General features: G+C 73.6%; 16 protein-coding genes and 1 pseudogene. 3 read left to right on the forward strand and 14 right to left on the reverse strand.

Annotated elements, in window-relative coordinates:
- Positions 1-29 precede the first annotated feature (29 nt).
- The 6 genes and pseudogenes from ACZ3UD_RS29755 to ACZ3UD_RS29780 all read right to left on the reverse strand — a co-directional run bounded on the left by ACZ3UD_RS29755 (position 30) and on the right by ACZ3UD_RS29780 (position 9,853).
- The gene (locus ACZ3UD_RS29755) at positions 30-3,407 is read right to left on the reverse strand and encodes a DUF7902 domain-containing protein (RefSeq protein ID WP_465594468.1); all 3,378 of its coding nucleotides are present in this window, start codon (positions 3,405-3,407) and stop codon (positions 30-32) included.
- Positions 3,408-3,428: 21 nt separating this feature from the next.
- Positions 3,429-4,756, reverse strand: a pseudogene (locus tag ACZ3UD_RS29760) (DNA repair ATPase); the annotation flags it as partial.
- Positions 4,757-4,785: 29 nt separating this feature from the next.
- Positions 4,786-6,804: a flotillin family protein gene (locus ACZ3UD_RS29765; protein WP_465594394.1), complete on the reverse strand. Its 2,019-nt coding sequence runs from the start codon at positions 6,802-6,804 to the stop codon at positions 4,786-4,788.
- 75 nt (positions 6,805-6,879) lie between these two features.
- Positions 6,880-7,671 carry a hypothetical protein gene (locus ACZ3UD_RS29770; RefSeq protein WP_465594397.1) on the reverse strand — a complete coding sequence of 264 codons (792 nt, stop codon included), beginning with the start codon at positions 7,669-7,671 and terminating at the stop codon, positions 6,880-6,882.
- A 204-nt stretch (positions 7,672-7,875) separates the two neighbouring features.
- The gene (locus ACZ3UD_RS29775) at positions 7,876-8,991 is read right to left on the reverse strand and encodes a PucR family transcriptional regulator (RefSeq protein ID WP_465594400.1); all 1,116 of its coding nucleotides are present in this window, start codon (positions 8,989-8,991) and stop codon (positions 7,876-7,878) included.
- A gap of 79 nt (positions 8,992-9,070) precedes the next feature.
- Positions 9,071-9,853 carry a GntR family transcriptional regulator gene (locus ACZ3UD_RS29780; protein ID WP_465594403.1) on the reverse strand — a complete coding sequence of 261 codons (783 nt, stop codon included), beginning with the start codon at positions 9,851-9,853 and terminating at the stop codon, positions 9,071-9,073.
- A 180-nt stretch (positions 9,854-10,033) separates the two neighbouring features.
- Between ACZ3UD_RS29780 and ACZ3UD_RS29785 the strand changes: the two genes are divergently transcribed.
- Positions 10,034-10,795: a tyrosine-protein phosphatase gene (locus tag ACZ3UD_RS29785; RefSeq protein ID WP_465594406.1), complete on the forward strand. Its 762-nt coding sequence runs from the start codon at positions 10,034-10,036 to the stop codon at positions 10,793-10,795.
- Positions 10,796-11,161: 366 nt separating this feature from the next.
- On the opposite strand, the gene ACZ3UD_RS29790 is transcribed toward ACZ3UD_RS29785, so the two are convergent.
- A complete protein-coding gene (locus tag ACZ3UD_RS29790) occupies positions 11,162-12,022 on the reverse strand; it encodes an ABC transporter permease (RefSeq protein ID WP_465594408.1) in 861 nt (286 codons plus the stop codon).
- Positions 12,019-12,930 (reverse strand): ABC transporter ATP-binding protein, encoded by a 912-nt coding sequence (locus ACZ3UD_RS29795; protein ID WP_465594410.1) that lies wholly within the window; start codon positions 12,928-12,930, stop codon positions 12,019-12,021. The genes ACZ3UD_RS29790 and ACZ3UD_RS29795 overlap by 4 nt, the downstream gene beginning before the upstream one ends.
- 134 nt (positions 12,931-13,064) lie before the next feature.
- On the opposite strand from ACZ3UD_RS29795, the gene ACZ3UD_RS29800 reads away from it, so the two are divergent.
- Both ACZ3UD_RS29800 and ACZ3UD_RS29805 read left to right on the forward strand, forming a co-directional pair.
- Positions 13,065-14,255 (forward strand): sensor histidine kinase, encoded by a 1,191-nt coding sequence (locus ACZ3UD_RS29800; protein WP_465594413.1) that lies wholly within the window; start codon positions 13,065-13,067, stop codon positions 14,253-14,255.
- Positions 14,252-14,908: a response regulator gene (locus ACZ3UD_RS29805; RefSeq protein WP_465594416.1), complete on the forward strand. Its 657-nt coding sequence runs from the start codon at positions 14,252-14,254 to the stop codon at positions 14,906-14,908. The genes ACZ3UD_RS29800 and ACZ3UD_RS29805 overlap by 4 nt, the downstream gene beginning before the upstream one ends.
- Before the next feature lie 92 nt (positions 14,909-15,000).
- Here ACZ3UD_RS29805 and ACZ3UD_RS29810 read toward each other — a convergent pair whose 3' ends face one another.
- The 6 genes from ACZ3UD_RS29810 to ACZ3UD_RS29835 form a co-directional block, all read right to left on the reverse strand.
- Positions 15,001-16,110 carry a hypothetical protein gene (locus ACZ3UD_RS29810; RefSeq protein ID WP_465594419.1) on the reverse strand — a complete coding sequence of 370 codons (1,110 nt, stop codon included), beginning with the start codon at positions 16,108-16,110 and terminating at the stop codon, positions 15,001-15,003.
- A gap of 608 nt (positions 16,111-16,718) precedes the next feature.
- Positions 16,719-17,309, reverse strand: a complete 591-nt coding sequence (locus tag ACZ3UD_RS29815; protein ID WP_465594422.1) for a hypothetical protein — start codon at positions 17,307-17,309, stop codon at positions 16,719-16,721.
- A gap of 129 nt (positions 17,310-17,438) precedes the next feature.
- Positions 17,439-18,458, reverse strand: a complete 1,020-nt coding sequence (locus ACZ3UD_RS29820) for an N-acetylglucosamine kinase (protein ID WP_465594425.1) — start codon at positions 18,456-18,458, stop codon at positions 17,439-17,441.
- 116 nt (positions 18,459-18,574) lie between these two features.
- A complete protein-coding gene (locus ACZ3UD_RS29825) occupies positions 18,575-19,855 on the reverse strand; it encodes a 6-phospho-beta-glucosidase (protein ID WP_465594471.1) in 1,281 nt (426 codons plus the stop codon).
- A 53-nt stretch (positions 19,856-19,908) separates the two neighbouring features.
- Positions 19,909-20,817: a carbohydrate ABC transporter permease gene (locus tag ACZ3UD_RS29830; protein ID WP_465594428.1), complete on the reverse strand. Its 909-nt coding sequence runs from the start codon at positions 20,815-20,817 to the stop codon at positions 19,909-19,911.
- Positions 20,818-20,850: 33 nt separating this feature from the next.
- The gene (locus ACZ3UD_RS29835; RefSeq protein WP_465594431.1) at positions 20,851-21,879 is read right to left on the reverse strand and encodes a carbohydrate ABC transporter permease; all 1,029 of its coding nucleotides are present in this window, start codon (positions 21,877-21,879) and stop codon (positions 20,851-20,853) included.
- Positions 21,880-21,888 lie beyond the last annotated feature (9 nt).

The raw sequence follows: 21,888 nt of genomic DNA on the forward strand, positions 1-21,888 counted from the left end.
CGACCGTAGGACCTGAAGTGCGGTTGAGGTCAAGGACGTTCGGCCCGGCCCGTGGCCCGCCAGGCGCGCTTCAGCTCCGCCCAGCGCTCGGCCTGCTCCGGCGTCAGGGTGCCCCGCAGCTCGGCCAGCTTCAGCAACTGCGCCTCGGCGTCGGCGCCCAGTGGCTGGGCCTCGGCGCGGTAGTGGTCGGTGAGCAGGGCGTCGAGCTCGGGGCGGGTGAGCGCCGGGTCGAGGCGCTGGGCGAGCTTGGCCATGTTGCGGTAGGAGCCCTGGAGCAGGAAGGGCGGCTCGGTGCGGGCGCGGTCGTCCTGGGCGGCGCAGGCCTGGTAGGCGCGGTTGACGGCCAGGACGGTGGTGCGCAGGTGGAGCAGCCCGGCCAGGACGGCGGTCATCCGTTCGACCTCGGCGGCCGGCCAGGCGCCCGCGAGCTGCCCGCCCGGGGTGCCCGAGGCCCGCGCGAGCAGGGTGTCCAGGTCCTCCCGCTCGGCATGGGCGAGCGGGGCCAGGTGCGGGCTGGCGGGCAGGGCGTTCTCGACGAAGCTGAGCGCGAAGAGGTCCTCGCGCCCGGCGACGGCGTCGCCGAGGTTCCACACGTCGGCGCGGTTGGCGAGCATGTCGGGCAGCCGGAAGAGCCGGCCGGACTCGGTGTACGGGTTGGCGGCCATCACCACGGCGAAGCGCTTGCCGCGCAGGTCCCACTCGCGGGCCTCGCCGTCCCAGACGCCGTCAAGCCGGCGCTGGGCGTCGCACAGTGGGATGAACCGCTGCAGGAACCCGGGCGAGGTGTGCTGGACGTCGTCCAGGTAGAGCAGCACGTTGTCGCCCGCGTGCAGGGCGAAGTTGAGCTTCTCCAGCTCGCGCCGGGCGGTGGCGTCCGGGGCCTCGGCCGGGTCCAGCGAGGTGACGTGGTGACCGAGCGCCGGGCCGCTGACCGAGACCAGCAGCAGGCCGAGCCGCTCGGCGAGGTACTCGACCAGGGTGGTCTTGCCGTAGCCGGGCGGTGAGACCAGCAGCAGCAGGCCGCTGCGGTCCACCGGCCCGCCGGAGTCCGCGGTGCCGAGCTGCTTGGCGAGGTTGTCGCCGACCAGCGGCAGGTACACCTGGTCGATCAGCCGGTTGCGGACGAAGCCGTTGAGCGGTGCGGGCCGGTACTGGTCGAGCCGCAGCCGGGCGTGCTCGGCGGCCAGCAGTTCGCCGCGCAGCCGCTGGTAGGCGCGGTAGCCGGGGATCTCGACATTCTCGAACTCGCGGACGCGGGCGAGCAGTTCGTCCAGACGGAGGTCCAGGCGACCGCCGCGGACGCGCGGGTGGTCGCCGAGCAGTCCGGTCAGCCGGGTGGCGACGGCGCCCTCGGCGGGGCGGCGCGGCAACGAGGGGCACAGCAGCACGGCGGCGGCCTCGACGCGGTCGCCCGGGTCGGCGTCTGCGGCGGCCGACTCCAGCCAGGCGGCGGCCAGTTGACGCCGCGCGGGGAGCAGGTCAGCATCCTCCGGCAGTGCGGCCAGCGCCTCCGTCAGCCCGGCGGACTCGGGCGCGGCGTGGAACTTCTCCAGCAGCGCGGCCGCCCCCGCCGAGTACGCGAAGGTCGGTGTGGCGGCGGCGAGTTCGGCCACCAGGTAGTCCCCGGCGTCGAGTGTGCCCGGCGTGAACTCCGCGACGGCGTCCGACAGTTCGGCGGCCAGCGCGTCCAGGGCCGGTACCGGCCCGTAGGCCTGCCGGGCGAGGCCGAGCGAGCGGGCCCGGGTGTGCCAGGCCAGCCGCTGCCGCTCGTCCGTGCCGTGCGCCCAGTACAGCTGGGCCGCCGCCCGGGCGTCCGCCGGGTGTCGCAACAGGCCGGCCTCGGCGCCGAGTTCGAGCAGGGCGCGGAGCACCAGCGCCGCGTCGTGGTCGTGCACCCCGCGCTGGTAGCCCTCGTCCGGGCGCTGCTCGGTGGCCCGTCGGACGTGCTCCAGCAGGTTCGCGTCGGGCGTGAGGGTGCCCGACAGCGTCCCTGGTTGGGCGGCCAGCAGCAGGCTGGCGGCCAGGTACTCGGCGCGGTAGAGCGCCGGGGTCTCCGAGGGAAGTGGGCGGTCCCAGTAGCGCTCGGTGGCGGCGAAGGCCGGGTCGGTGACGGGGGAGCGGTAGTCGGTGCCGGTGAGGGTGAAGGCGGGGCGGCCGCGCCAGGGCAGCAGGGTGAGTTCGGGCCGCTGGGTGGTGACCGCGAACAGGTGGCGGCCCAGCCGCAGGGTGCCGGGGCCGTCCCCGGCGAGTTCGGCCCGGTCGCGCAGCGCCCGGTGGGCGCGGCCGCGGGCGGCGCGCAGCCGTCCGGTCAGCTCCTCGGCGCGGACCCGGTCGCCGAGTTCGGTCAACTGCCGGGCGAGGTCGCGGAGTTTGACGGCGCTGGGGTCGGCGGCCAGGGCGGCGTCGATCTCGGAGGTGGTGCCGAGGGCGGCCAGCCGCCGGTGCAGGGTGTCGAGGATGCGGTCGGCGGAGGCGGACAGCCGGTCGGCGCGGCGGGCCCGCTCCTCCAGCAGGTGCTGGCGGCGGGCGGTGAGGGCGTCGTGGAGCTCGGTGCGCCGGTCGGCGAGCTGTTCGCCGAGCGCCGGGTCGGCGTCGGCGAAGCGGGTCTCCAACTGCTCGATCCGCAGCAGGAGTCGGCCGAGCTGGTCGTCGCAGGCCTCCGGGGTGTCGGCGGCGGCGAGCGCGGCGGTGGCGGCCTGGGCGAGCAGCGCGGTCTCGGCGGCGAACTCGGCGGCGGCCTCGCGGGTGCGCAGCTCCCGGCGGCGGACGGTGAGCGTGCTGCGGGCCCGGTTGAGCAGCCCGAGTACGTCGGCGAGCCGGTCCAGGATCGCGGTGCGGGTGGTGGCGTCGGCCAGGTCGAGGGTGCCGATCAGCTCCGAGACGGTCTGCAGGGCCTCGCCCTGGGCGCCCAACTCACGACCGAGGGGCTCTGCCTCGGCGGCGGTGGTGATGGCGGCGCAGCGCTCGGCCAGCTCGTCGGCCCGCCGCCGGTGCGGTTCGAAGGCGGCGGGCTCGGCGAGCTGGACGACGGCCCGGTCGGCGGCCTCGGCGAGTCCCTGGGCGAGGTGTTCGGCGAGCGCGTCGATCCGTTCCCGGTCCGAGCGCGGCAGTTCGCGCAGCGCCTCGACCAGGCCCTGGGCGCGGCGCAGCCCGGCCAGCCGGTCGACCCACTCGGCGGCGTCGGCGAGGGTCTCGCCGCGCGCGGTGCGCAACAGGCCCTCGACGTGCTCGGCGGCCTCCTCGGTCCGCCCGGCGGCGTGCGCGGTGAGCTGGGCGATCGCCTCGTACTCGGCGACCACCCGCCGGGCGGCGTCGCGGATCTCGGCGAGCGGCGCGGCGAGGTCGCCCAGGCCGCTCTGGCCGAGCCAGTGGTGCCGGTCGGCCGTGCGGGTGCAGGCGGCCAGCACGGCCTGGTGGCCGGCCGGGGTGTCAGCCCCGGCGGCGGCCAGCCGGGCCAGGGCCAGGCAGTCGGCCAGGCCGCGGACCAGGTCGGCGTTGCCGATCCGGGCCAACGGGCCGGTGCCGGGCGGCTGTTCGGCGGCGTGGCGCTCGCTGGTGAACGGGCTCTGCCAGAGCTGGACGGGGTGCAGCCGGGTGGGTCCGTCCTCGGCCGGGCGCAGGGCGATCAGGGTGCCGTCGGCGAGCAGGGCGTAGCCCTGGCAGGCGAGCGGGGCGGCGGCCTCCTGGCGGACGCTGTTGTACGGCTGCAGCAGCGCGCGCCCGTCGGCGGCGGAGCGGAACTCGTACAGCACGTCCTCGCCGTTGGGCGACAGGACGGTGCGCTCGTACGCGAGGCCGTCCACCGGCTGGTCGAAGGTGCGCACGGTGCCGTCGACGAGGTGGCAGCCGCCGGGAAGGCCACGCCCTGGTCGGCGGGCAGCCGCAGGCAGGCCCGGCCGAGCGCGTCGATCCGGGTGACCTTCCCGGTGGGCAGGTGCACCACCAGGTGCCGGACGGTCTCCTCCTGGTACGGGCGCACCCGCACCAGCAGCAGAGTGCCGAGCCGGGCGTGGGCGATCTGGGCGTCGGCGAGGGTCTGCAGGGCCTCGGCCAGCGGCTCGTGGTGCAGCTCCCGGCCGTCGGGGGTGAGCAGGCTCAACCGGCCGCCGTCCACGCCGAGGTGGAGCTGACCGGCGAGGTCGGCGCGCGGCGGGGTGCCGGCGGCGGCGGGCAGCTGGTCGTCACGGGTCAGCGCCGTCCACTCCAGCTGCTGGCCGTCGGCGGGGGTGTGGTCGCGCTCGCCGCGCCCGTCCCGGTAGGCGGCCCGCTCGTCGTCGAGCAGCCAGCGCAGGACGCGGACGTCGGCGGCGGCCGGGCCGGTGCGGAAGACGGCGAGCAGCTTGCCGCCGACCGGGCGCAGCCGCTCCAGCCGGGCGTCGCGGAAGTAGCGGCGCAGCTCGGCGAGGTCCTGGCGCAGCCGCGGGTCGTCCAGCAGGGTGCCGTCGGCGGGGGCGGGGGAGAGGTCGGCGGGCCGGTGGAGGCTGAGGACGTCCCCGGTGTCCTCGGCGGAGGCGTCGGGCCGGGTGCCGAGCAGCAGCAGTCCGCCGGCGGCGGTGAGGTCCTGCGGCAGGCAGGCCCGGGCGGTGGTCAGCCGCCCGGTGCCGGTGAGCCGCAGCTCCCCGCCGCCGAACTCGGCGATCCGGCGGGCGTTCAACGCCTGTGCGCGGTCGGCGAGTTCGGTGGCTGACCGGGCGAGCCGGTCGCGCAGGACCTCGTAGGTGCCGGCGTCGAGCCGGGTGTCGTCGAGGGCGTCCACGGTCAGTTCCTCAGGTGCTCGGCGGGTTGCTACTTGCTGCCGTTCGCGGTGGCCAGCGCCCCGATCGGCGTCTCCGCGATGCCCAACTTCTTCGCCGAGTCGAGCAGTTGCCGCAGCTGCCCGGCCTGCTCGCCACCGCCGGTGCCGATCATCCGCAGCAGCAGCGCGGAGACCGTCAGGTTCTGCACGTCCGCCGTGGACACCGAGGAGAGCATCCGGGTGAGGTCCTCGGTGAAGCTGGCCCGCCCGTCCAGCCAGGGCCCGGCCAGGGCCTGGGCGGTCTCCGAGTGGCCGACGAAGGCGTCCACGCTCTTGCCGGCCGTCACCGACTGCACCAGCTTGTCGAAGAAGACCGAGTCCCCGCCGACGATGTCGATCTTCGCCTTCTCCAGCCCGGCGGCGACCAGCGCGGCCTGCGCCTCGGCGATCTGCCGCTGCGTGTCCAGCCCGGCCAGTCGGACGTCCTTCTCGGCGGCCAGCCGCAGCCGGTACTCCTCGTGTTCGCGCGAGGCCTCGTCCAGCTTGGCCATCGCCGCGGCCTTCTCGGTCAGGCCCTCGGCCTCGGCCTTCAGCTTGGCGCCGACCTCCAGCGCGGCCGCCTTCGCCTTCTCGGCCTGCACGGCGGCCTCGGCGCGGCCGACCTTCTCCACCGCCGCGGCCTCCTGCTCGCGCACCTGCACCCGGGCCAGCCCCTCGGCGGCGGCCTCCGCCCGGATGCCCTCGGCCAGCTTGACCTTGGCGGCCGCGTCCAGCTCGGCGGCCTGCTGCCGGGCCTCGGCCAGCACCAGCGCCTCGCGGGCCTTGTGCGAGGCGGCCTGCTCGGCGGCCTCGGCGGCCTTGATGTCCTTGACGAGCTTCTCCTGCGCCTCGGCCTCGGCCTGGATGACCACCGCCTTGCGCACCCGCTCGGCCTCCTCGGTGGCGCGCAGCGTCTTGACGGCCTCCTCCTGCTCGGCGACGGTGCGCTCGACCGCGACCCGCTCGCGGACCACGTCGGCGACCTCCCGCCGGCGGGACTCGACCTCCTTCTCCTTGGCCATCACGGCCAGTTCGGTCTCCCGTTCGCGGCCGACCACCTCCAGCAGGCGGTCCTTCTCGATCCGCTCGTTCTCCACCGCGATCACGCGTTCGCGGTTCTTCTGCGCCACCGCGACCTCGCGGGCCTGGTTCTCCCGCTGCACCCCGAGCAGTTCCTCGGTGCGCAGGAAGGCGGTCTGGGCGTTGAGCCGCTCCTCCTCCTGCACCCGGGCGATCACCGCGTCCTCCTTGGCCCGCAGGGTCTCGATCTCGCGGCGCTGGCGGATCTCGGCGTCGGCCTGGCGGCGTTCGAGCTCCAGGACGGTCTCCCGGGCGTCCACGTTCTGCCGGGTGATCTCCTTCTCCTCGGTGCGCTGGTACTCGTTGGTGCGCACGTGCTCGATCGCGGTCAGCTCGGTGATCTTGCGGATGCCCTGGGCGTCCAGGATGTTGTCGCCGTCCAGCTGGCTCATCGGGGTCTGTTCCAGGTGGTCGATGGCCGCGTCCTCAAGGGTGTAGCCGTTGAGGTCGGTGCCGATGACCGCGATGATCTGGTCCCGGAACTCGTGCCGGTGGGTGTACAGGTCGGTGAAGTCCAGCTGCTTGCCGACGGTCTTGAGCGCCTCGGCGAACTTGGCGGCGAAGAAGTCCTGGATCGCCTGCGGGTCGCTGGCCCGGGCGGTGCCGATCGACTGCGCCACCTTGATGACGTCCTCGACGGTCTTGTTCACCCGGACGAAGAAGGAGATCCGGATGTCCGCCCGGATGTTGTCCCGGCAGATCAGCCCGTCCCGGCCGGCCCGGTGGATCTCCACCGTCTTCGCGGTGATGTCCATCAACTCGGCCTTGTGCAGGATCGGCAGGACGATCGTGCCGGTGAAAGTGACGTCCACCTTCTTCGTCCGGGAGACGATCAGTGCCTTGCCCTGCTCGACCTTCTGGAACAGGCGGCCCACGAACAGCAGCAGGGCGAACAGGATGAGCAGCACGACGGCGACGAGTACGCCGAAACCCACGGCGATGGTGTCCATCAGGGTGTCCTTTGACGAGACGGTGGTGCGAAGTAGATGGAGAAGACGGCGGGGTGACGATGCGTCAGGAAATGGTCAGGCGTCCGGCGGCGACGGGTCGAAGGGCGCCACCAGGAAGTGCTCGCCGTCCGCGTCGTAGTCGAAGATCAGGGCGGTGCGGCCGGCCGTCAGACCGGGCTCGGCGGCGAGCACGCGGACCTGGACGGTCGCGGTGGAGCCGTCCTCGGCGGTGACCTCGGCCTGCCCGAAGTCGGCGGTCACCCGGCCGGTGCGGATCACGCAGACCCGGCCGACGAAGTCCCCCCGGGTGATCGGCCGGTCCTCGGGGAACAGCCGCCGCAGCGGCCGGACGAGCACCCGGGTGCCCGCCCAGGAGGCGACCAGCGCGACGGCGAACGCGCCGCCGCGCGCCGGTGCCCCCGAGGTGAGGACGGTGCCGGCCAGACTGACGAACCAGGCGAGCGCGACCAGCAGCGACACCGCCACCGTCGCGGGCACCCCGCCCAGCCCCAGCGCGTCCAGCACGCCCGCGTGGTGGCCGGCGCCCTTCTTCCCATGGGCGCCACCGTCACCACCGTGCGCACCGTTGGCACCGTGCGCGCCGTGGGCGATCCCCCCGCCGGGCGCCCCGTGGGCCACGCTCCCCCCGACACCGTGTCCCCCGACACCGTGTCCGACGTGACCCACCTGGCCCGCATGCCCGGCGTGCCCGGCACCCAGGTGGTGCCCGGTGCCGTGCCCCCCGTGCAGGGCGCCGGGCACCAGGCCGCCGAACAGCATCAGCAGCCAGTACCCGACGACCACCACGAGCGCGAAGCTGAACAGCGCCGTCGGAAAGGCCAGCGCGGCCGCGAAGAATCCCCCCACCCCGGCCACGCTCCCCCGTCTTTCCCCCGGCGCCGCGCTTCGGCGCCGGAGAGATCATGGCAGCGGGAGCGGCGTCCGCACATTGCCAGGATCCGGCAATCTTTACGGCCCTTTGACACCCTGGTACGCGCGCTCCCGGTGACATCGCGACAACCGGGCAACGGGACGGCTCCGAGCAGGTCATCCGGGGTTTGCGGCCGGGTCCTAGAGTGGCTGCTCCGGCCAGTTCAGCAGCCGTGCGCCCATCGCCGCCGTCTCCAGGGTGAAGCGCTGCAACGCGTCGGCGGGGTCGTACCCCGTGAGCGCCTTGATCCGCTCCAGCCGGTAGCTCAGCGTGCGCACGCTCAGTCCCAGCCGGCGCGCCGCCTCCGCGTTCACGTACGCCGCCTCCGCCTGTACCGCGATGGTGTCCAGCAGCGGACGGGCGCCGCCGCGTGCCTCGGTCAGCGGGCCGAGCACGCTGCGCACCAGGTCGGCCATCGCCGCCCGGTCGCGCATCAGCACCGGGAAGACCAGCAGCTCCTCGGCCTTCAGCTGCTGGGCCGGCAGGCCGAGGCGCTGCGCGTAGTCCAGCGCGTCCAGGGCCTCCTCGTAGCTGCGCAGGACCCCGCTCGCGCCCGAGTGCCGGCGGCCGGTCGCCACCCGCAGCACCGGGCGGTAGCCGGGGCCCGGGCGCAGCGTCAGGTCGGCGAAGGCCTCCAGCACGGCCCGCTCGGAGTCCGGGGCGATGCACACCAGCCGGCCGTCCTTGCTGGCCAGCAGCACGTCCCGCTCGCCGAACCGCCCGGCGAGCTCCCGCTCCACCCGGTGCACCAGCGGATGGACGTCCGCGAACGGCTCGTCGCCGACCGCGACCGCCACCGTGTAGGCGCCCGCCAGCCGCAGCCCGAACCGCTCCGCGCGCTCCGCCAGCAGGCCGAGGTCGCTGCGGCCGAACAGCAGGTCGTCGATGAACTCCCGTCTGGCCGCCTCCTCGTGACGGACCGCCAGGCGCTGTGCCCGCTCGTGCCCCTCACCGAGCGCGGCCAGTGCGGCGTCGGTGACGGCCAGCACGGCGTCGCCCACCCGGCGCAGCTCGCCGAAGCTGCTCGCGGCCGTCGTGCCGGGCAGCGTCTGCCAGGCCCGCCGGGCGGTCGCCAGGCACTGGGCGACCACCTCGCGCAGCCCGTAACCGGCCTCGGCGCACTGCTCACCGAGCCGGCGCAGGCCCTCCAGCTCCTCCCGGCGCAGCAGGCGCCCGGTGCGGGGGACGTCGGCGAGCAGGGCGAGGTAGGCCTCGGCCAGTTCGGTGAGTATGTCGCACTCGTTCGCCTCGGTCACGCTGTCCTGCCAACCCCCGTGCGGCCTGAATTTCGGCGGTGAACTTTAGCAGGATCCTTACGGCCGGAGGTCCGGTGTGCTAACGCTCGCGGAAGTGCAGCACGAAGCGCGCGCTGCTGCCGTCGATCCGGCGCCGGACGTAGAGGGCGGGGGTGCCGTCCGGGGTGCAGCTGACCCCCTCGCGCACCAACAGCGGGGTGCCCGCCGGCACACCCAGCAGTTCGGCGTCCGCCAGGTCCGCGCCGATCGCGCCGAAGGCCCGCCAGTCGTACTCCAGCTCCACCCCGGCCGCCCGCGCCAGGTCCAGCACCAGGTTCCCGGCGTGGCCGGGCCGGAGCAGCTCGGCGGGCAGCGGCCCGAACGGCACCCAGTAGCTGCACACCGCCCGGGCCCGCCCGCCGAGGCGGATCACCGAGTCCACCCGGGACAGCTCCCGGGGCGCACGGCCCAGCTGGCGGGCCACCTCCTCGTCCTCCGCCGAGCCGGTCACCGGCGGTGCGGCGACCACGAACTCGCCGTCCCCCTGATCCCCCTCGGGCAGAGCGTCGTGGACGCTGCCCAGGTCGAAGCGCTGGCTGCGCGGGTCCACCGCGATCGACACCCGTACCGCGGGCGGGCGGACGAAGGTGCCCACGCCCCGGCGGATCTCCACCACGGCCGCCCGCTCCAGCTCCGCCACCGCCTGCCGCACGGTCAGCCGGTTCACGCCGAACTCGGCGCTCAGCTCCGGCTCGCTGGGCAGCCGGGCGCCCGCCGGGTAGCCGCCGGCGTCGATCCGCTCCTGGAGCTGCCGGGCCAGCCGGCGGTACAGCGGGATGCTGGGAGGAGTGCTCGGGGGAGTGCTCGGGGGGTTCGTCGCCACGGTCCCGATCCTACGAAGTCGCCGGCCGCCCCCGGCTCGCCGCGGCGGGCCGACGGGGGTGGGATGGAGAGGTGCCCCGCGGGCCGCGGCTTGCCCGGCACCCCGGTGACGGGTTAGACATCTAGACGTCTAGACGTCCTGCTCGTCTCCGTGTGCGGCTTCACCCGAAAGGCCCCTCGCATGTCCCTGGTCAACTTCCGCGACTCCGCCCTCCTCAGCGACCCCGAGGGCCTGCGGATCCGCCCCGGCGTGCTGTACCGCTCCGCCCAGCCGTACCCGGCCGCCGACGAGGCCGTCGTCGCCCAGCTGCGCGCGTGCGACATCCGCACCGTCGTCGACCTGCGCGACCCCCGCGAGACCCACCCCGCGGACTGGGCCGCCGCCGAGGAGGCCGGGATAGCCGTCGTCGCCGCCCCGGTGAACCCCGCCACTGACGCCCTCACCGCTTGCATGAGCACCATGACCACCGCCGCCGACCTCGGCGAGTTCTACGTGCTGCTCGCCGAGTCCGCCCCCGAGGCCGTCACCGCCGCCGTCGAGGCCGCCGCCCGCCCCGGCGCCGTCCTGCTCCACTGCGCCGCAGGCAAGGACCGCACCGGCCTGCTGACCGCCCTCCTGCTCGACCTCCTCGGCGTCCCCGCGGACCGCATCGTCGCCGACTACGCCCGCACCGCCGACGCCCTCCCGCAGATCTTCGCCAACCTCGCCGAACGCCACCGCACCGCCCTCAACACCCAGGGCCCCACCCGCGTCACCGACTCCGACGGCCGCCACCTCACCATCCCCGCCCCCCTGCTGGAGGCCCCCGCCGAGGCGATGACCGTCTTCCTCCACCGCGTCCACACCCACCACGGCGGCGCGGCGGCCTTCCTCCCCGCCTGCGGCGTCGACCCGGCCACCCTCGGCGCCTTCCGCGCCAAGGCCGCCGCCCCAGCCGCCTGACGCCGCCCCGCCCGGCGTCGCCACCGGCTGTCGGTGGCGACGCCTACCGTGGCGGGCCGTGATCGACGCCGTCGTCCCCGTCCGGCGCGCCATCGTCGAGGCCGGGCACGGCGTGATCGGCGCCCAGCTCATCCCGTAGCCCCGACGATCCGGTGGCCCGACAATCCCGTTGCGCCGGGCCCGCCCGCCCTGGCAGCGTGCCGGGCCAGGGGGTGCACCGACCTCACCCCGCAGGTGCAGCGGATCGCCGCGCTGGTCCGCGGGGGCCGGGTGGCGAAGGCGCAGCGGCTGCTGCCGCCCGAACGCCCGTACCAGCTGCCCGCCGAGACCGCGCGGCGCCTCGACATCCGGTGACCGGAACGGACTTCAGACGTCCCGCCGTCGCACTACGACCATCGTCACCGCCACCGCCACCGCCGCCCAAACGCCCATGGTGATCCAGGAGTCCAGCACGCTCGGCGCCCACTTGCTGGTCGTGGTGGAGGAATTGGGGTTGTAGGTGAGCCGGCCGACGGTGGCCAGCGGCAGGTGGCTGCCGATCTCGTGCAACCACCGGTAGCGGTCGCCGCCGAACATCAGCGGCATGATGAAGAACAGCAGCACCAGCGACACGATCGAGGCGGTGGCGTGCCGCAGCACCGCGCCCAGGGCCATGCCGATCAGCGCGCAGACCGGCACGATCGCCGCGTAGGCGAGGACGGCCTGCAGGCTGACGCCTTCGGTGATGGAGAGCCCGACGTGCCGGGAGGCCAGCATGGCGTTGGTGGTGAAGAAGGACAGCGTCGACACCACGATCCCGGCGAGCGAGGTGATCCCGCCGATCAGCAGCACCTTGGCGGTGATCACCCCGCGCCGGTCGGGCACGGCGGCGAAGGTGGTGCGGATCATGCCGGTGGTGTACTCGCCGAAGACCGTGATCGCCCCGAGGCTGCCGGCCGCGATCGCCATCAGGTAGCAGGCGATGTCGCTCAGGCCGTGGAACAGCGGGTCGTACCGGTACGGCGGTATGCCGGGCAGCCGCGGCGGCGGGTGGTCGATGTACGTCAGGTCGCTGTGGACGGCGTTGATGTTGATGGCGATCGCCACCAGCGAGGCGAGCGCCAGCACCCAGTACGTCGACCGCAGCGACCGCAGTTTGATCCACTCGGCGGCGAGCAGGTCGGTGAACCGGGGTGCCGTTTCGGCGGCGCGGGCGGCCTCCGCGCGGATCAGAGTCATGGTGCTCATCGGGCCTCTCCAGCCAGGTACTCGACACTGTCGGCGGTCAGGGACATGAACGCCGACTCCAGGGACGACGTGCGGGTGGCGAGCTCGTGCAGCACCACGCCGTGGCGCAGCGCGAGTTCACCGATCCGTTCGGCGGGCATTCCGGTGACGATCCCGAACTGAGGCTCCACCACGCCGACTTCGGCGCCCTCGGCGCGCATGGCATCGGCCAGCAGTGAAAGTTCCGGCGCCCGCACGGCCACGCTCGACTCCGCGTTGCGGGCCGAGAACTCGGCCAGGCTCTCGTCCGCGATGAGCCGTCCGCGCCCGATCACCACCAGGTGGTCGGCGGTGTGCTCCATCTCGGCCATCATGTGGCTGGAGACGAAGACCGTCCGCCCCTCGTCCGCGAGCCGTCTGAACAGCCCGCGTACCCAGAGCACGCCCTCCGGGTCCAGCCCGTTCAGCGGCTCGTCGAAGAGCAGCACGGGCGGGTCACCGAGCAGCGCGCCGGCGATGCCCAGACGCTGCTTCATGCCCAGCGAGTAGCCGCCGATCCGCCGCCCGGCGGCCTTGCCGAGGCCGACCTCCGCCAGCACCTCGTCCACCCGTCCGAGCGGGATCCGGTTGCTGCGGGCCAGCGCCGACAGGTGTGCCCGGGCGCTGCGCCCGCCGTGCACGTCCCCGGCGTCCAGCAGGGCGCCGACGTGCCGCAGGCCGCGCGGCCGGTTCGCGAAGGGCACGCCGTCCACGGTGACGGTGCCCCCGGTGGCGGTGTTGAGGCCCAGGATCATCCGCAGCGTGGTGGACTTGCCCGCGCCGTTGGGGCCGAGGAAGCCGGTGACGGCGCCCGGCCGGACGGTGAAGGTCAACTGGTCGACGGCCGTGGTGGCGCCGTACCGCTTGGTCAGTCGCTCGATCTCGATCACGGGGACAACGCTGCCGGTCAGGGCCGTCATCGGGCATCGGGCCGCAGGCCACAACCGACCGCCGCCGCACCCGCCCCCGGGATTACTCCCGCGGGCCAATGCGCCGCCGCGCAGCCCGCCGCTACCATCGCGTCATGATCACCAACCCTCGCCCGCCCCTGCTCAGGCGACTGCCCGCGGGCGTGTGGGTGGCGGCGCTCTGGTTGGCCCTGGTCGTGTTCCGCTTCTTTACCCGGGCCGACGAGCTGCGTCTCCTGTTCGACTACCACGGCAACCCCGAGGACATGCCGCTGGTGGTCACCGCCGTCGTCACCACCCTGGTCGCGTTCCTGCTGGTCCGGCTGCCGCTGGCGGCCATCGCGGTGGCGCTCGCGGGCAGCATCTTCGCACTCGGGATGTGGGAGGTCCCGGAGACGGCTCCGCTGCAGTTCCTGATAGCCGACGCCGTCGTCGGCTACTGCGCGGCCACCCGCTCCCGCGCGGTCTCGCTGAGCGCCCTCGGGCTGCCGCTCGCCACGCTCGGCGCGCTGCTGCTCTGGGGTGCCGTCAACGACTACCCCGTCAACCCGCTCGCCTACGCCGGCTTCGGTGCGACCGTCCTGATCGCCTGGCTGGTCGGCAACACGATCCACCAGGGCCGCGCCCACACCGAGGCCCTGCGCGGGCGCGCCACCGAGCAGGCGGTCACCGCCGAACGGCTACGCATCGCCCGTGAGTTGCACGACATGGTCGCCCACAATATCGGCATCATCGCGATCCAGGCGGGCATGGGCAGCCGGGTCATGGACACCCAGCCCGCCGAGACCCGCAACGCGCTGAACGCCATCGAGGCCACCAGCCGGGAGACCCTGGCCGGCCTGCGCCGGATGCTGGGCGCGCTGCGACAGGGTGAGGGGGAGTCGGCGCCGCTCGAAGTCGCGCCGGGGCTCGACGAGTTGGACCGGATGATGGAGAAGGCGGCGGGCGCCGGAGTGCGGGTCGCGCTCACCCGGCGCGGCGATGCCCGTACCCTTCCGCCCGAGGTGGACCTCGCCGCCTACCGGATCGTCCAGGAGGCCGTCACCAACGTGGTCAAGCACTCCGGCACCCGCGACTGTCACGTCACCCTCGACTACCGGCCGGAGGAACTCGCCGTCACCGTCGTGGACTTGGGTGCCGGCGCCGCGACCGGCACCCCCGGCACCGGCTACGGCCTGGCCGGCATGCGCGAGCGGGTCGCCCTGCTGCACGGCGAGTTCAGCGCCGGCCCGCGCCCCGAGGGCGGCTTCCGCGTCGCCGCCCGACTGCCGATCCCCGAAGAAGCCGCCCCGGAGGTGGGACCGTGATCCGCGTCGTCCTGGTCGATGACCAGCCGCTCATCCGCACCGGTCTGCGGGTGCTCATCGCCGACGCCCCCGACCTGGAGGTGGTCGGCGAGGCCGGCAACGGCGCCGAGGCCGTCGAACTGGTCGCCCGGCTGCGCCCGGACGTCGCCGTGATGGACATCCGGATGCCCGGCATGGACGGCATCGAGGCGACCCGCCGGATCCTCGCCGACCCGGAGCTGCCCACCCACGTGCTCGTCCTCACCACCTTCGACGACGACGACTACGTGTACGGCGCGCTGCGCGCCGGGGCGAGCGGCTTCCTGGTCAAGGACCTGGCCCTGGAGACCATCCTGGACGGCGTGCGGGTGGTCGCCGCCGGGGACGCCCTGCTCGCGCCCGGCATCACCCGGCGCCTGATCGGCGAGTTCGCCGCCCGCCCGGAGGCCTCCGCCCGGCCCCGGAAGTCCGTCGAGGGCATTACCGAGCGCGAGCGCGAGGTGCTGACCCTGGTCGGCCGCGGCCTGTCCAACACGGAGATCGCCGAGGAGCTCACCATCAGTGTGGCCACCGCCAAGGCGCACGTCGCCCGGCTGTTCACCAAGCTGGGCGCCCGGGACCGGGTCCATCTGGTCATCCACGCCTACGAGTTCGGCCTCGTCGCGCCCTCCTAGGACACGCCCCGGGAACGCGACGAGCGCCGGGGTGGGCCCGCACAACCCACCCCGGCGCTCTACCCCTGTGTCAGATCGTCATAGGCGATGCCTCAGGGGACGATCGCGTGCGAGATCTGGCAGGCGCTGACCGCGTTCGACCAGGTCGCCTGCATGGCGAACGAGCCGGTCGAGAAGTTCACGTTCTGCGCGCCGCCGGTGCCGCCGGTGCCCTTCCAGGCGCACTTGTCGCCGTTCTCGGCGCCGGAGGAGTCGGTCCAACCGCCGGCCGGGTTCTGGTCGGTGACGGTCTCCGCGTACTCGTGGCCGTAGACGATGGTCACGCCGTCCAGCAGGCCCGCGCTGCCGCTGTTGACGTAGTTCTGGCCGCAGGAGGCGCCCATGTCCGTCACGTACGGGTTGTTGCTGAACGCCACGTCACCGTACGGCGAGGCGGCCGCGCCGCCGCTCAGCGTGGTGTCGCCGTTCCAGTCGTGCCAGGCGCAGAACTGGCCCGTGGAGGTGTTGAAGCCGTCCGGGTGGGTCCCGGTCGGCGAGAGCACGATGTACTGCGCGTTGCGGTTGGAGGCCGCGGTGGTGTTGCCGAAGTGCCCGGCGGCCTTCACGGCCTCGGTGGCGATCTGGTTGCCGGTGGCCTGGCTCGGCGCGGCGGTCGAGTTGTCCACCCAGACGCCGGCCAGCGCGCCGCCGGTCGGGTAGCCGACGTGCGGGGCGGTCGACGCGCAGGTGGTGGAGCCCTTGGCGACGCCCTCGCAGTACTGGGTCAGGACGCCGGACCAGAGTTCGTTGTTGGTGCCCAGGCCCTTGTACAGCTGCTGCGCGCGGACGGCCTCGCCCGACGGGTCGCCGGACATCGTGGTGTAGCCGTTGGCGTCGGTGCCCGGGGTGCCCCACTGGGAGCCCCAGATGACCACGTAGACCTTCGGAGCGCCGGTGGTGACACCGATGCCGTCGACGCCGCCGCCGAACTTCAGGTTCGACGTCCGGGTCGCGGCCGCGGAGGAGGCGTTGGCGTGCTCGGCGCTCTCCTTGGTGGGGACGACGCCGTGCCGGTACGGGTGGCTGTTCCCGGCGAACTCGCTGCTCGGCTGGTCCGCCTGGGCGGCCGGAGCGGCGGCGAAACCGGTGGCGGCCAGCGCCAGTGCGCTGAGCCCGGTCAGGGCCCGGACGCGCGCCTTGCGGGAGGTGGGGGACATGCCCATCGTGAGGGTTCCTCTCTCATGCCGACCGTGCACGGATGGGGCACGGCGGCACTGTGGGGGACAAATGGGGAGGAGCGACGACGGTGACCCGGAACCACTGGCTGGTCGTCATGAACAGTCAGTGAAGTGGGGATGGGGGACCGGTTTAGCGCCGACGGCCGGAAGCAAAGCATCGCCGCCGAAACCGGGTCAACGACGCCGATAGTAAGACCAACCCCAAGGGAACACCCGGCGAACGTATAGAACATCAAAAGACCGCAGCTGACGGGCCGTTGACACGCGTAGCACAGCCGAATCTCAACAGTTGAGGGGACGGTCTACACCGTATTCGTCCCCCCACGCCCTCCCCGCGACCTCCACCGAACGGCCATAACCGCCCCTTCCCAGCCCCCGGCCGGTGCCCTACCTTGTCCGCACCACTGCGAGCGCCGTCCGCGGGAACACCGGTGCCATGGCCGATTCGCATCACAATCAGCTCACCGGCGGGTCCCACGGCATGGTCGTCCAGGCGCGCACCGTCGAGCCCCACGGCCTCACCACGCTGGCCGAGGCCGCCGCCCTCCTGAACCCCGGGGCGAGCCGACCGGCCCCTACGGCCCCACCGGCCCCTACGGCTCCTCGATCTCCCCGATCCGCATGATCCGCCCGTGTGAGTCGAGCACCGCGTCGTAGGCGTTGCCGAAGCAGGCGTACGGATCCGCCGGGTCGCGCTCGGCGAGGCAGTCGTTGAGGTGGGTGACCAGCTCGTCCAGCTGGACGGGCTTCGCCGCGTCCCCGTGCGGGCGGTCGACCAGCGTCGCCGCCACGCCGGAGGCCGCGAAGCCGTAGTGGACGGGCGTGCCGGTGGCCTCGTAGTGGGGCGGGTCGCAGGTGTAGCGGCCGGGCTGGGCGGTGAGCTCGGCCGGGTCGGCGGCGACGATGACGAGCACCTGGTGGCCGGGCAGTCGACTGGGGGCCGGGCACGGGTAGCCGGTGTCCGGAGCGGCGATGGTGCCGGGGACGGGCGAGTCGGCGGCCTCGTCGTCGGCGAGGTCCTCCCCGCCGTCCAGCGGGTCGTCGGCGCCCTCGTCGGCGAGGGCGGCGGCGGAGGAGGCCGCGTTCACCGTCGGGCGGGAGTCGGCGGGGGTGCAGCCGGTGAGGCAGACCAGAGCGGTGCCGGTCAGCACGGCGGCGGCGAGGAGGATGCGGGGCACGGCCATGGCACAAGTCTCCCCGGGCGGCGGCGCTGCTCTGCACTCGGGTACACGACCGGCGCGCGCTGAACGGTTCCCGCCCCCGCCGGACGTGCGGATCCGGCGGGGGCGGGAGGCTGGGGGAGAAGGCAGGCCTCAGACCGAGACCGCCCGCTGCGCCTCGTACGCCTCGCGCACCCGCGCCTGCGCCGCCGGCTCCACGCCCAGGTGGTCGAGCCCGAGCAGCGCCGCGCCCAGGACGGGCGGCGCGACGACCACCCGCGGCTCGGCCAGCGGGGCGGCCTCGGCGAGGCGCGCCGTGAGGTTGTCGAGCAGCAGCGGCTGCCGGGAGGCGAGCACCCCGCCGCCGAGCACCACCGGGGCGGGGACGTCCAGCAGGTCCAGCCGTCTCAGCGCGACGACGGCCAGCCGGACGATCTCGTCGGCCTGCCGGTCGATCAGCTCCAGGGCGGTGGCGTCCCCTTCGCCCGCGACCGCGAACAGCACCCGGACGATCTCGTGCAGCCGGGCGCTCGGCAGGTGCCCGAGGTGGACGGCCTCGGCGACGGCCCCGGCGCTGGGCAGGCCGAAGTGCTCGGCGATGGCCCGGGCCAGCGCGGTCGGCCCGCCGCGCCCGTCCTCCGCGCGGACGGCGTGCCACATGCTGGTGATGGCGAGCCCGGAGCCGCCGCCCCAGTCGCCGGTGAGCTCGCCGAGCGCGGGGAAGCGGGCGGTGCGCCCGTCCGGCAGCAGGCCGACGCAGTTGATCCCGGCGCCGCAGACCACCGCGACCCCGCGCGGGCCGTCGGTGCCGGCCCACAGCAGGCCGAAGGTGTCGTTGACGACGGTGTTGCTGGCGCCCCAGGGGTGCGATTCGAGGGCGGTGCGCAGCGCCTCCTCCTCCACCGGGAGGTCGGCGTTGGCCAGGCAGGCGCTGACGTGGCTGGTGAGCACGCCGTTCCAGGAGGGGTGGCCGGCCGCCGCGGCGGCCTCCTCGACCAGCGGGGCGAGGCCGGCGACGGCTGCGGCGCCGCCGATCCTCTGGGGCGCGAAGCCGCCGCCGCGGGCGGTGCCCAGGACGGTGCCGTCGACGCCGATCAGGGCGACGTCGGTCTTGGAGTTGCCCGCGTCGATGGCGAGTACGCCGGGCAGGAGTGGTTCGGGCTGGTGGGTCATGAGGTCCCCGCGGCTCGTACGTGGCCCGGTCGGGGTTCCCGGCCGGGGATGGTCGGTCTCCTCGCGGCGCCAGGCCCGCGATCCGTCGCGGGCCTGGCTGCCGGGCACCGGGCCGATCAGGCCCAGGCGAGGTGCTCGCGGTTGTGGGCGAGCAGCAGGTCCGTGAGCCGGTCGGCGCGTTCGATCTGGCCGACCAGCGGGTGGGCGAGCAGGGCGTCGAAGACCCGGTCGCGCCCGCCGCGCAGGGCGGCGTCGAGCGCGAGGTGCTCGTACGAGGTGACGGCGGCGATCAGCCCGGCGAACAGCGGCTCGACCGGCCGCTGCGGCAGCGGCCGCACGCCGTCGGCGTCCACCTCGGCCGGTACCTCGATGACGGCGTCGTCCGGCAGGAAGGGCAGTACGCCGTCGTTGCGGGTGTTCACCACCTGCACGGACGTCCCGCCGCCGGTGCCCAGCAGCGCCGCGATCAGCTGGACGGCCGCCTCCGAGTAGAAGGCCCCGCCGCGCTCGCCGAGCAGCTCCGGCTTGGTGTCCAGGCCGGGGTCGGCGTACAGCTCCAGCAGCTGCCGTTCGATCTCGGCGACCTGCGCGGCCCGCGAGCCCTGCGCCTTGAGCTCCTCGACCACCGCGTCGTGCTGGTAGAAGTACCGCAGGTAGTACGAGGGCACCACGCCGAGCCGCTGGACGAAGGGCTGCGGCAGGTGGAGGTGGTCGGCGATCTCCTTGCCGAAGTCCCGCAGCAACTCGGGCAGCACCTCCCGCCCGGCGGAGGAGCCGGGACCGTCCAGCAGGGTCACCCCGCGCTCCCAGGTCAGGTGGTTGAGCCCGACGTGGTCCAGCCGGACCAGCTCCGGCGCGACCCCCAGGTGCGCCGCGAACTTGCGCTGGAAGCCGATCGCGACGTTGCACAGCCCGACGGCCTTGTGGCCGGCGCTCTGCAGGGCCCGGGTGACGATGCCGACCGGGTTGGTGAAGTCCACGATCCAGGCGTCCGGGTTGGTCCGGCGGACCTGCTCGGCGATGTCCAGCACGACCGGGACGGTGCGCAGCGCCTTGGCGAGCCCGCCCGCGCCGGTGGTCTCCTGGCCGACGCAGCCGCACTCCAGCGGCCAGGTCTCGTCCCGGTTGCGGGCGGCCTGCCCGCCGACGCGCAGTTGGAGCAGGACGGCGTCGGCGTCCGCGACCCCCGCCGCCAGGTCCGTGGTCGTGGCGACCGTGGCCGAGTGCCCCTGCTTGGCGAAGATCCGTCGGGCCAGGCCGCCGATCAGCTCCAGCCGTTCGGCGGCCGGGTCGATCAGCACCAGTTCGCCGATCGGCAGGCAGTCGCGCAGCCGGGCGAAGCCGTCGATCAGCTCCGGGGTGTAGGTCGAACCACCGCCGACGATTGCCAACTTCAGTGCGGACATCTTCGGCGCGGACATCTTCGGTGCGGACATCTTCGGTGCGGACATCAGCCCTTGACCCCTGTCAGTGTCACGCCTTCGATGAAGGCCTTCTGTGCGAAGAAGAAGAGGACGATCACCGGCGCCATCACCAGCAGGGTGGCGGCCATGGTGAGGTTCCAGTTGGTGTGGTGGGCGGCCTTGAACGACTCCAGGCCGTAACTGAGCGTCCAGGCCTCGTGGTTGTTGCTGGCGTAGATCTGCGGGCCGAAGTAGTCGTTCCAGCAGTAGAAGAACTGGAACAGCGCGACGGCGGCGATGGCCGGCCTGGCCATCGGCAGGACCACCCGCAGCAGGGTGCGCAGGTCGCCGCAGCCGTCGATCCGGGCGGCCTCGATGTACTCCTTGGGGATGGTCATCAGGAACTGGCGCAGCAGGAAGATCGAGAAGGCGTCGCCGAAGGCCATCGGGATGATCAGCGGCCAGAGCGAGCCGCCCATGCCCATCTGCTTGGCCCAGAACAGGTACATCGGGATGACGGTGACCTGCGGCGGCAGCATCATCATCGCGATGACCGCCATCAGCGCCAGGTTGCGGCCGCGGAAGCGGAACTTGGCGAGCGCGTAGGCGACCGGCAGGCTGGAGACGATGGTCAGCAGGGTGCCGGCGCCGGCGTACACCAGGGTGTTGCGCCACCAGGTGAGGAAACCGGGGGTGTCCCACACCTTGCCGTAGTTGCCCCACTCCCAGTGGGTGGGCCAGTAGTCGGTGGTGAGCGCCTGCTGGTCGTCCATCACCGAGGTGAGGAAGACGAAGACGAAGGGCAGCAGGAAGAACAGCGCGGCGGCGATCGCCAGCGAGTGCACGGCCACCCAGTTGAGCACGGCACGGCGCCTGGCGGCCCGGGCGGCGGGACCGCCGGCCCTGGGGGCGCCGGCCGGGGAGGGCGTCTTGGTGAGCGTGGAGCTGAGAGTCATGGTGAAGTCCTCATTGGTCCGCGATTCGGTCCGCTAGTCGTCGCTCGCCATGAAGCCGGACCGGCGGCGGAGCAGGATCGAGGTGACGGCCATCGAGATGGCGAACAGCACCAGGGCGACGACGCAGGCCGCGCCGTAGTCGAAGCGCTGGAAGCCGAGGTTGTAGACCATCTGCGGCAGGGTCCAGGTGGAGCCCTGGGGGAAGCCCGGCTCGAACTGCTGGCCGGAGTTGCCCGCGACGCCGCTGGCGACCTTCCCGGCGACGATCGCCTGGGTGTAGTACTGCATGGTCTGGATGACCCCGGTGACCACCGCGAACATGATGATCGGCGAGATGTTCGGCAGCGTGACGTACCGGAACCTCTGGAGCGGGCCGGCGCCGTCCAGCTCGGCCGCCTCGTACTGCTCCTTGGGGACGTCCAGCAGCGAGGCCATGAAGATGACCATCAGGTCGCCGACGCCCCACATGGCGAGCATGGTGAGCGCGGGCTTGGACCAGTCGGGGTCGGCGAACCAGCCGGGCTGCGGCAGACCGAGCTCGCCGAGCAGGTGGTTGACCGGGCCGGTGCCCGGGTTGAGCAGGAAGGCGAAGGCGACGGTGGCGGCCACCGGCGGGGCCAGGTACGGCAGGTAGAACACCGTGCGGAAGAAGCCGACGCCGGTCTTGATCTTGGTGATCAGCAGTCCGACGCCGAGGCCGAAGGCGACCCGCAGGGTCACCATGACGACGACCAGCCACAGGGTGTTGCGCAGGCCCTGCCAGAAGGTCGGCAGCTCGTTGAGGACGTAGTCCCAGTTCTTCAGCCCGTTGAAGCTGGGCGCGCCGAAGCCGTTGTACTGGGTGAAGGAGAAGTAGACGGTCGAGACCAGCGGGTAGACGAAGAAGACGCTGAACCCGATCAGCCAGGGCGAGAGGAAGGCGAGGGTGCGGGCCGCCTCCCGGCGACGCTTCCGGCGCAGCAGGCGCTGCGTGGAGGACGCCGCCGGGCCGGCCGGTCCAGTGCCCTTGGCGGCGCCGCCCTCGGGGGCGCCTTCCTTGCGGGTGCCGAACGCGAGTGACATGGGAGCTCC

This window comes from Kitasatospora sp. NPDC023118 (assembly GCF_055560875.1).

Coding starts and splice junctions, on each gene's coding strand:
- ACZ3UD_RS29815 (WP_465594422.1), bottom strand. CDS start 17,309: ATGGCCGTGCCCCGCATCCTCCTCGCCGCCGCCGTGCTGACCGGCACC.
- ACZ3UD_RS29765 (WP_465594394.1), bottom strand. CDS start 6,804: ATGGACACCATCGCCGTGGGTTTCGGCGTACTCGTCGCCGTCGTGCTG.
- ACZ3UD_RS29835 (WP_465594431.1), bottom strand. CDS start 21,879: ATGTCACTCGCGTTCGGCACCCGCAAGGAAGGCGCCCCCGAGGGCGGC.
- ACZ3UD_RS29800 (WP_465594413.1), top strand. CDS start 13,065: ATGATCACCAACCCTCGCCCGCCCCTGCTCAGGCGACTGCCCGCGGGC.
- ACZ3UD_RS29790 (WP_465594408.1), bottom strand. CDS start 12,022: ATGAGCACCATGACTCTGATCCGCGCGGAGGCCGCCCGCGCCGCCGAA.
- ACZ3UD_RS29820 (WP_465594425.1), bottom strand. CDS start 18,458: ATGACCCACCAGCCCGAACCACTCCTGCCCGGCGTACTCGCCATCGAC.
- ACZ3UD_RS29830 (WP_465594428.1), bottom strand. CDS start 20,817: ATGACTCTCAGCTCCACGCTCACCAAGACGCCCTCCCCGGCCGGCGCC.
- ACZ3UD_RS29785 (WP_465594406.1), top strand. CDS start 10,034: ATGTCCCTGGTCAACTTCCGCGACTCCGCCCTCCTCAGCGACCCCGAG.
- ACZ3UD_RS29810 (WP_465594419.1), bottom strand. CDS start 16,110: ATGGGCATGTCCCCCACCTCCCGCAAGGCGCGCGTCCGGGCCCTGACC.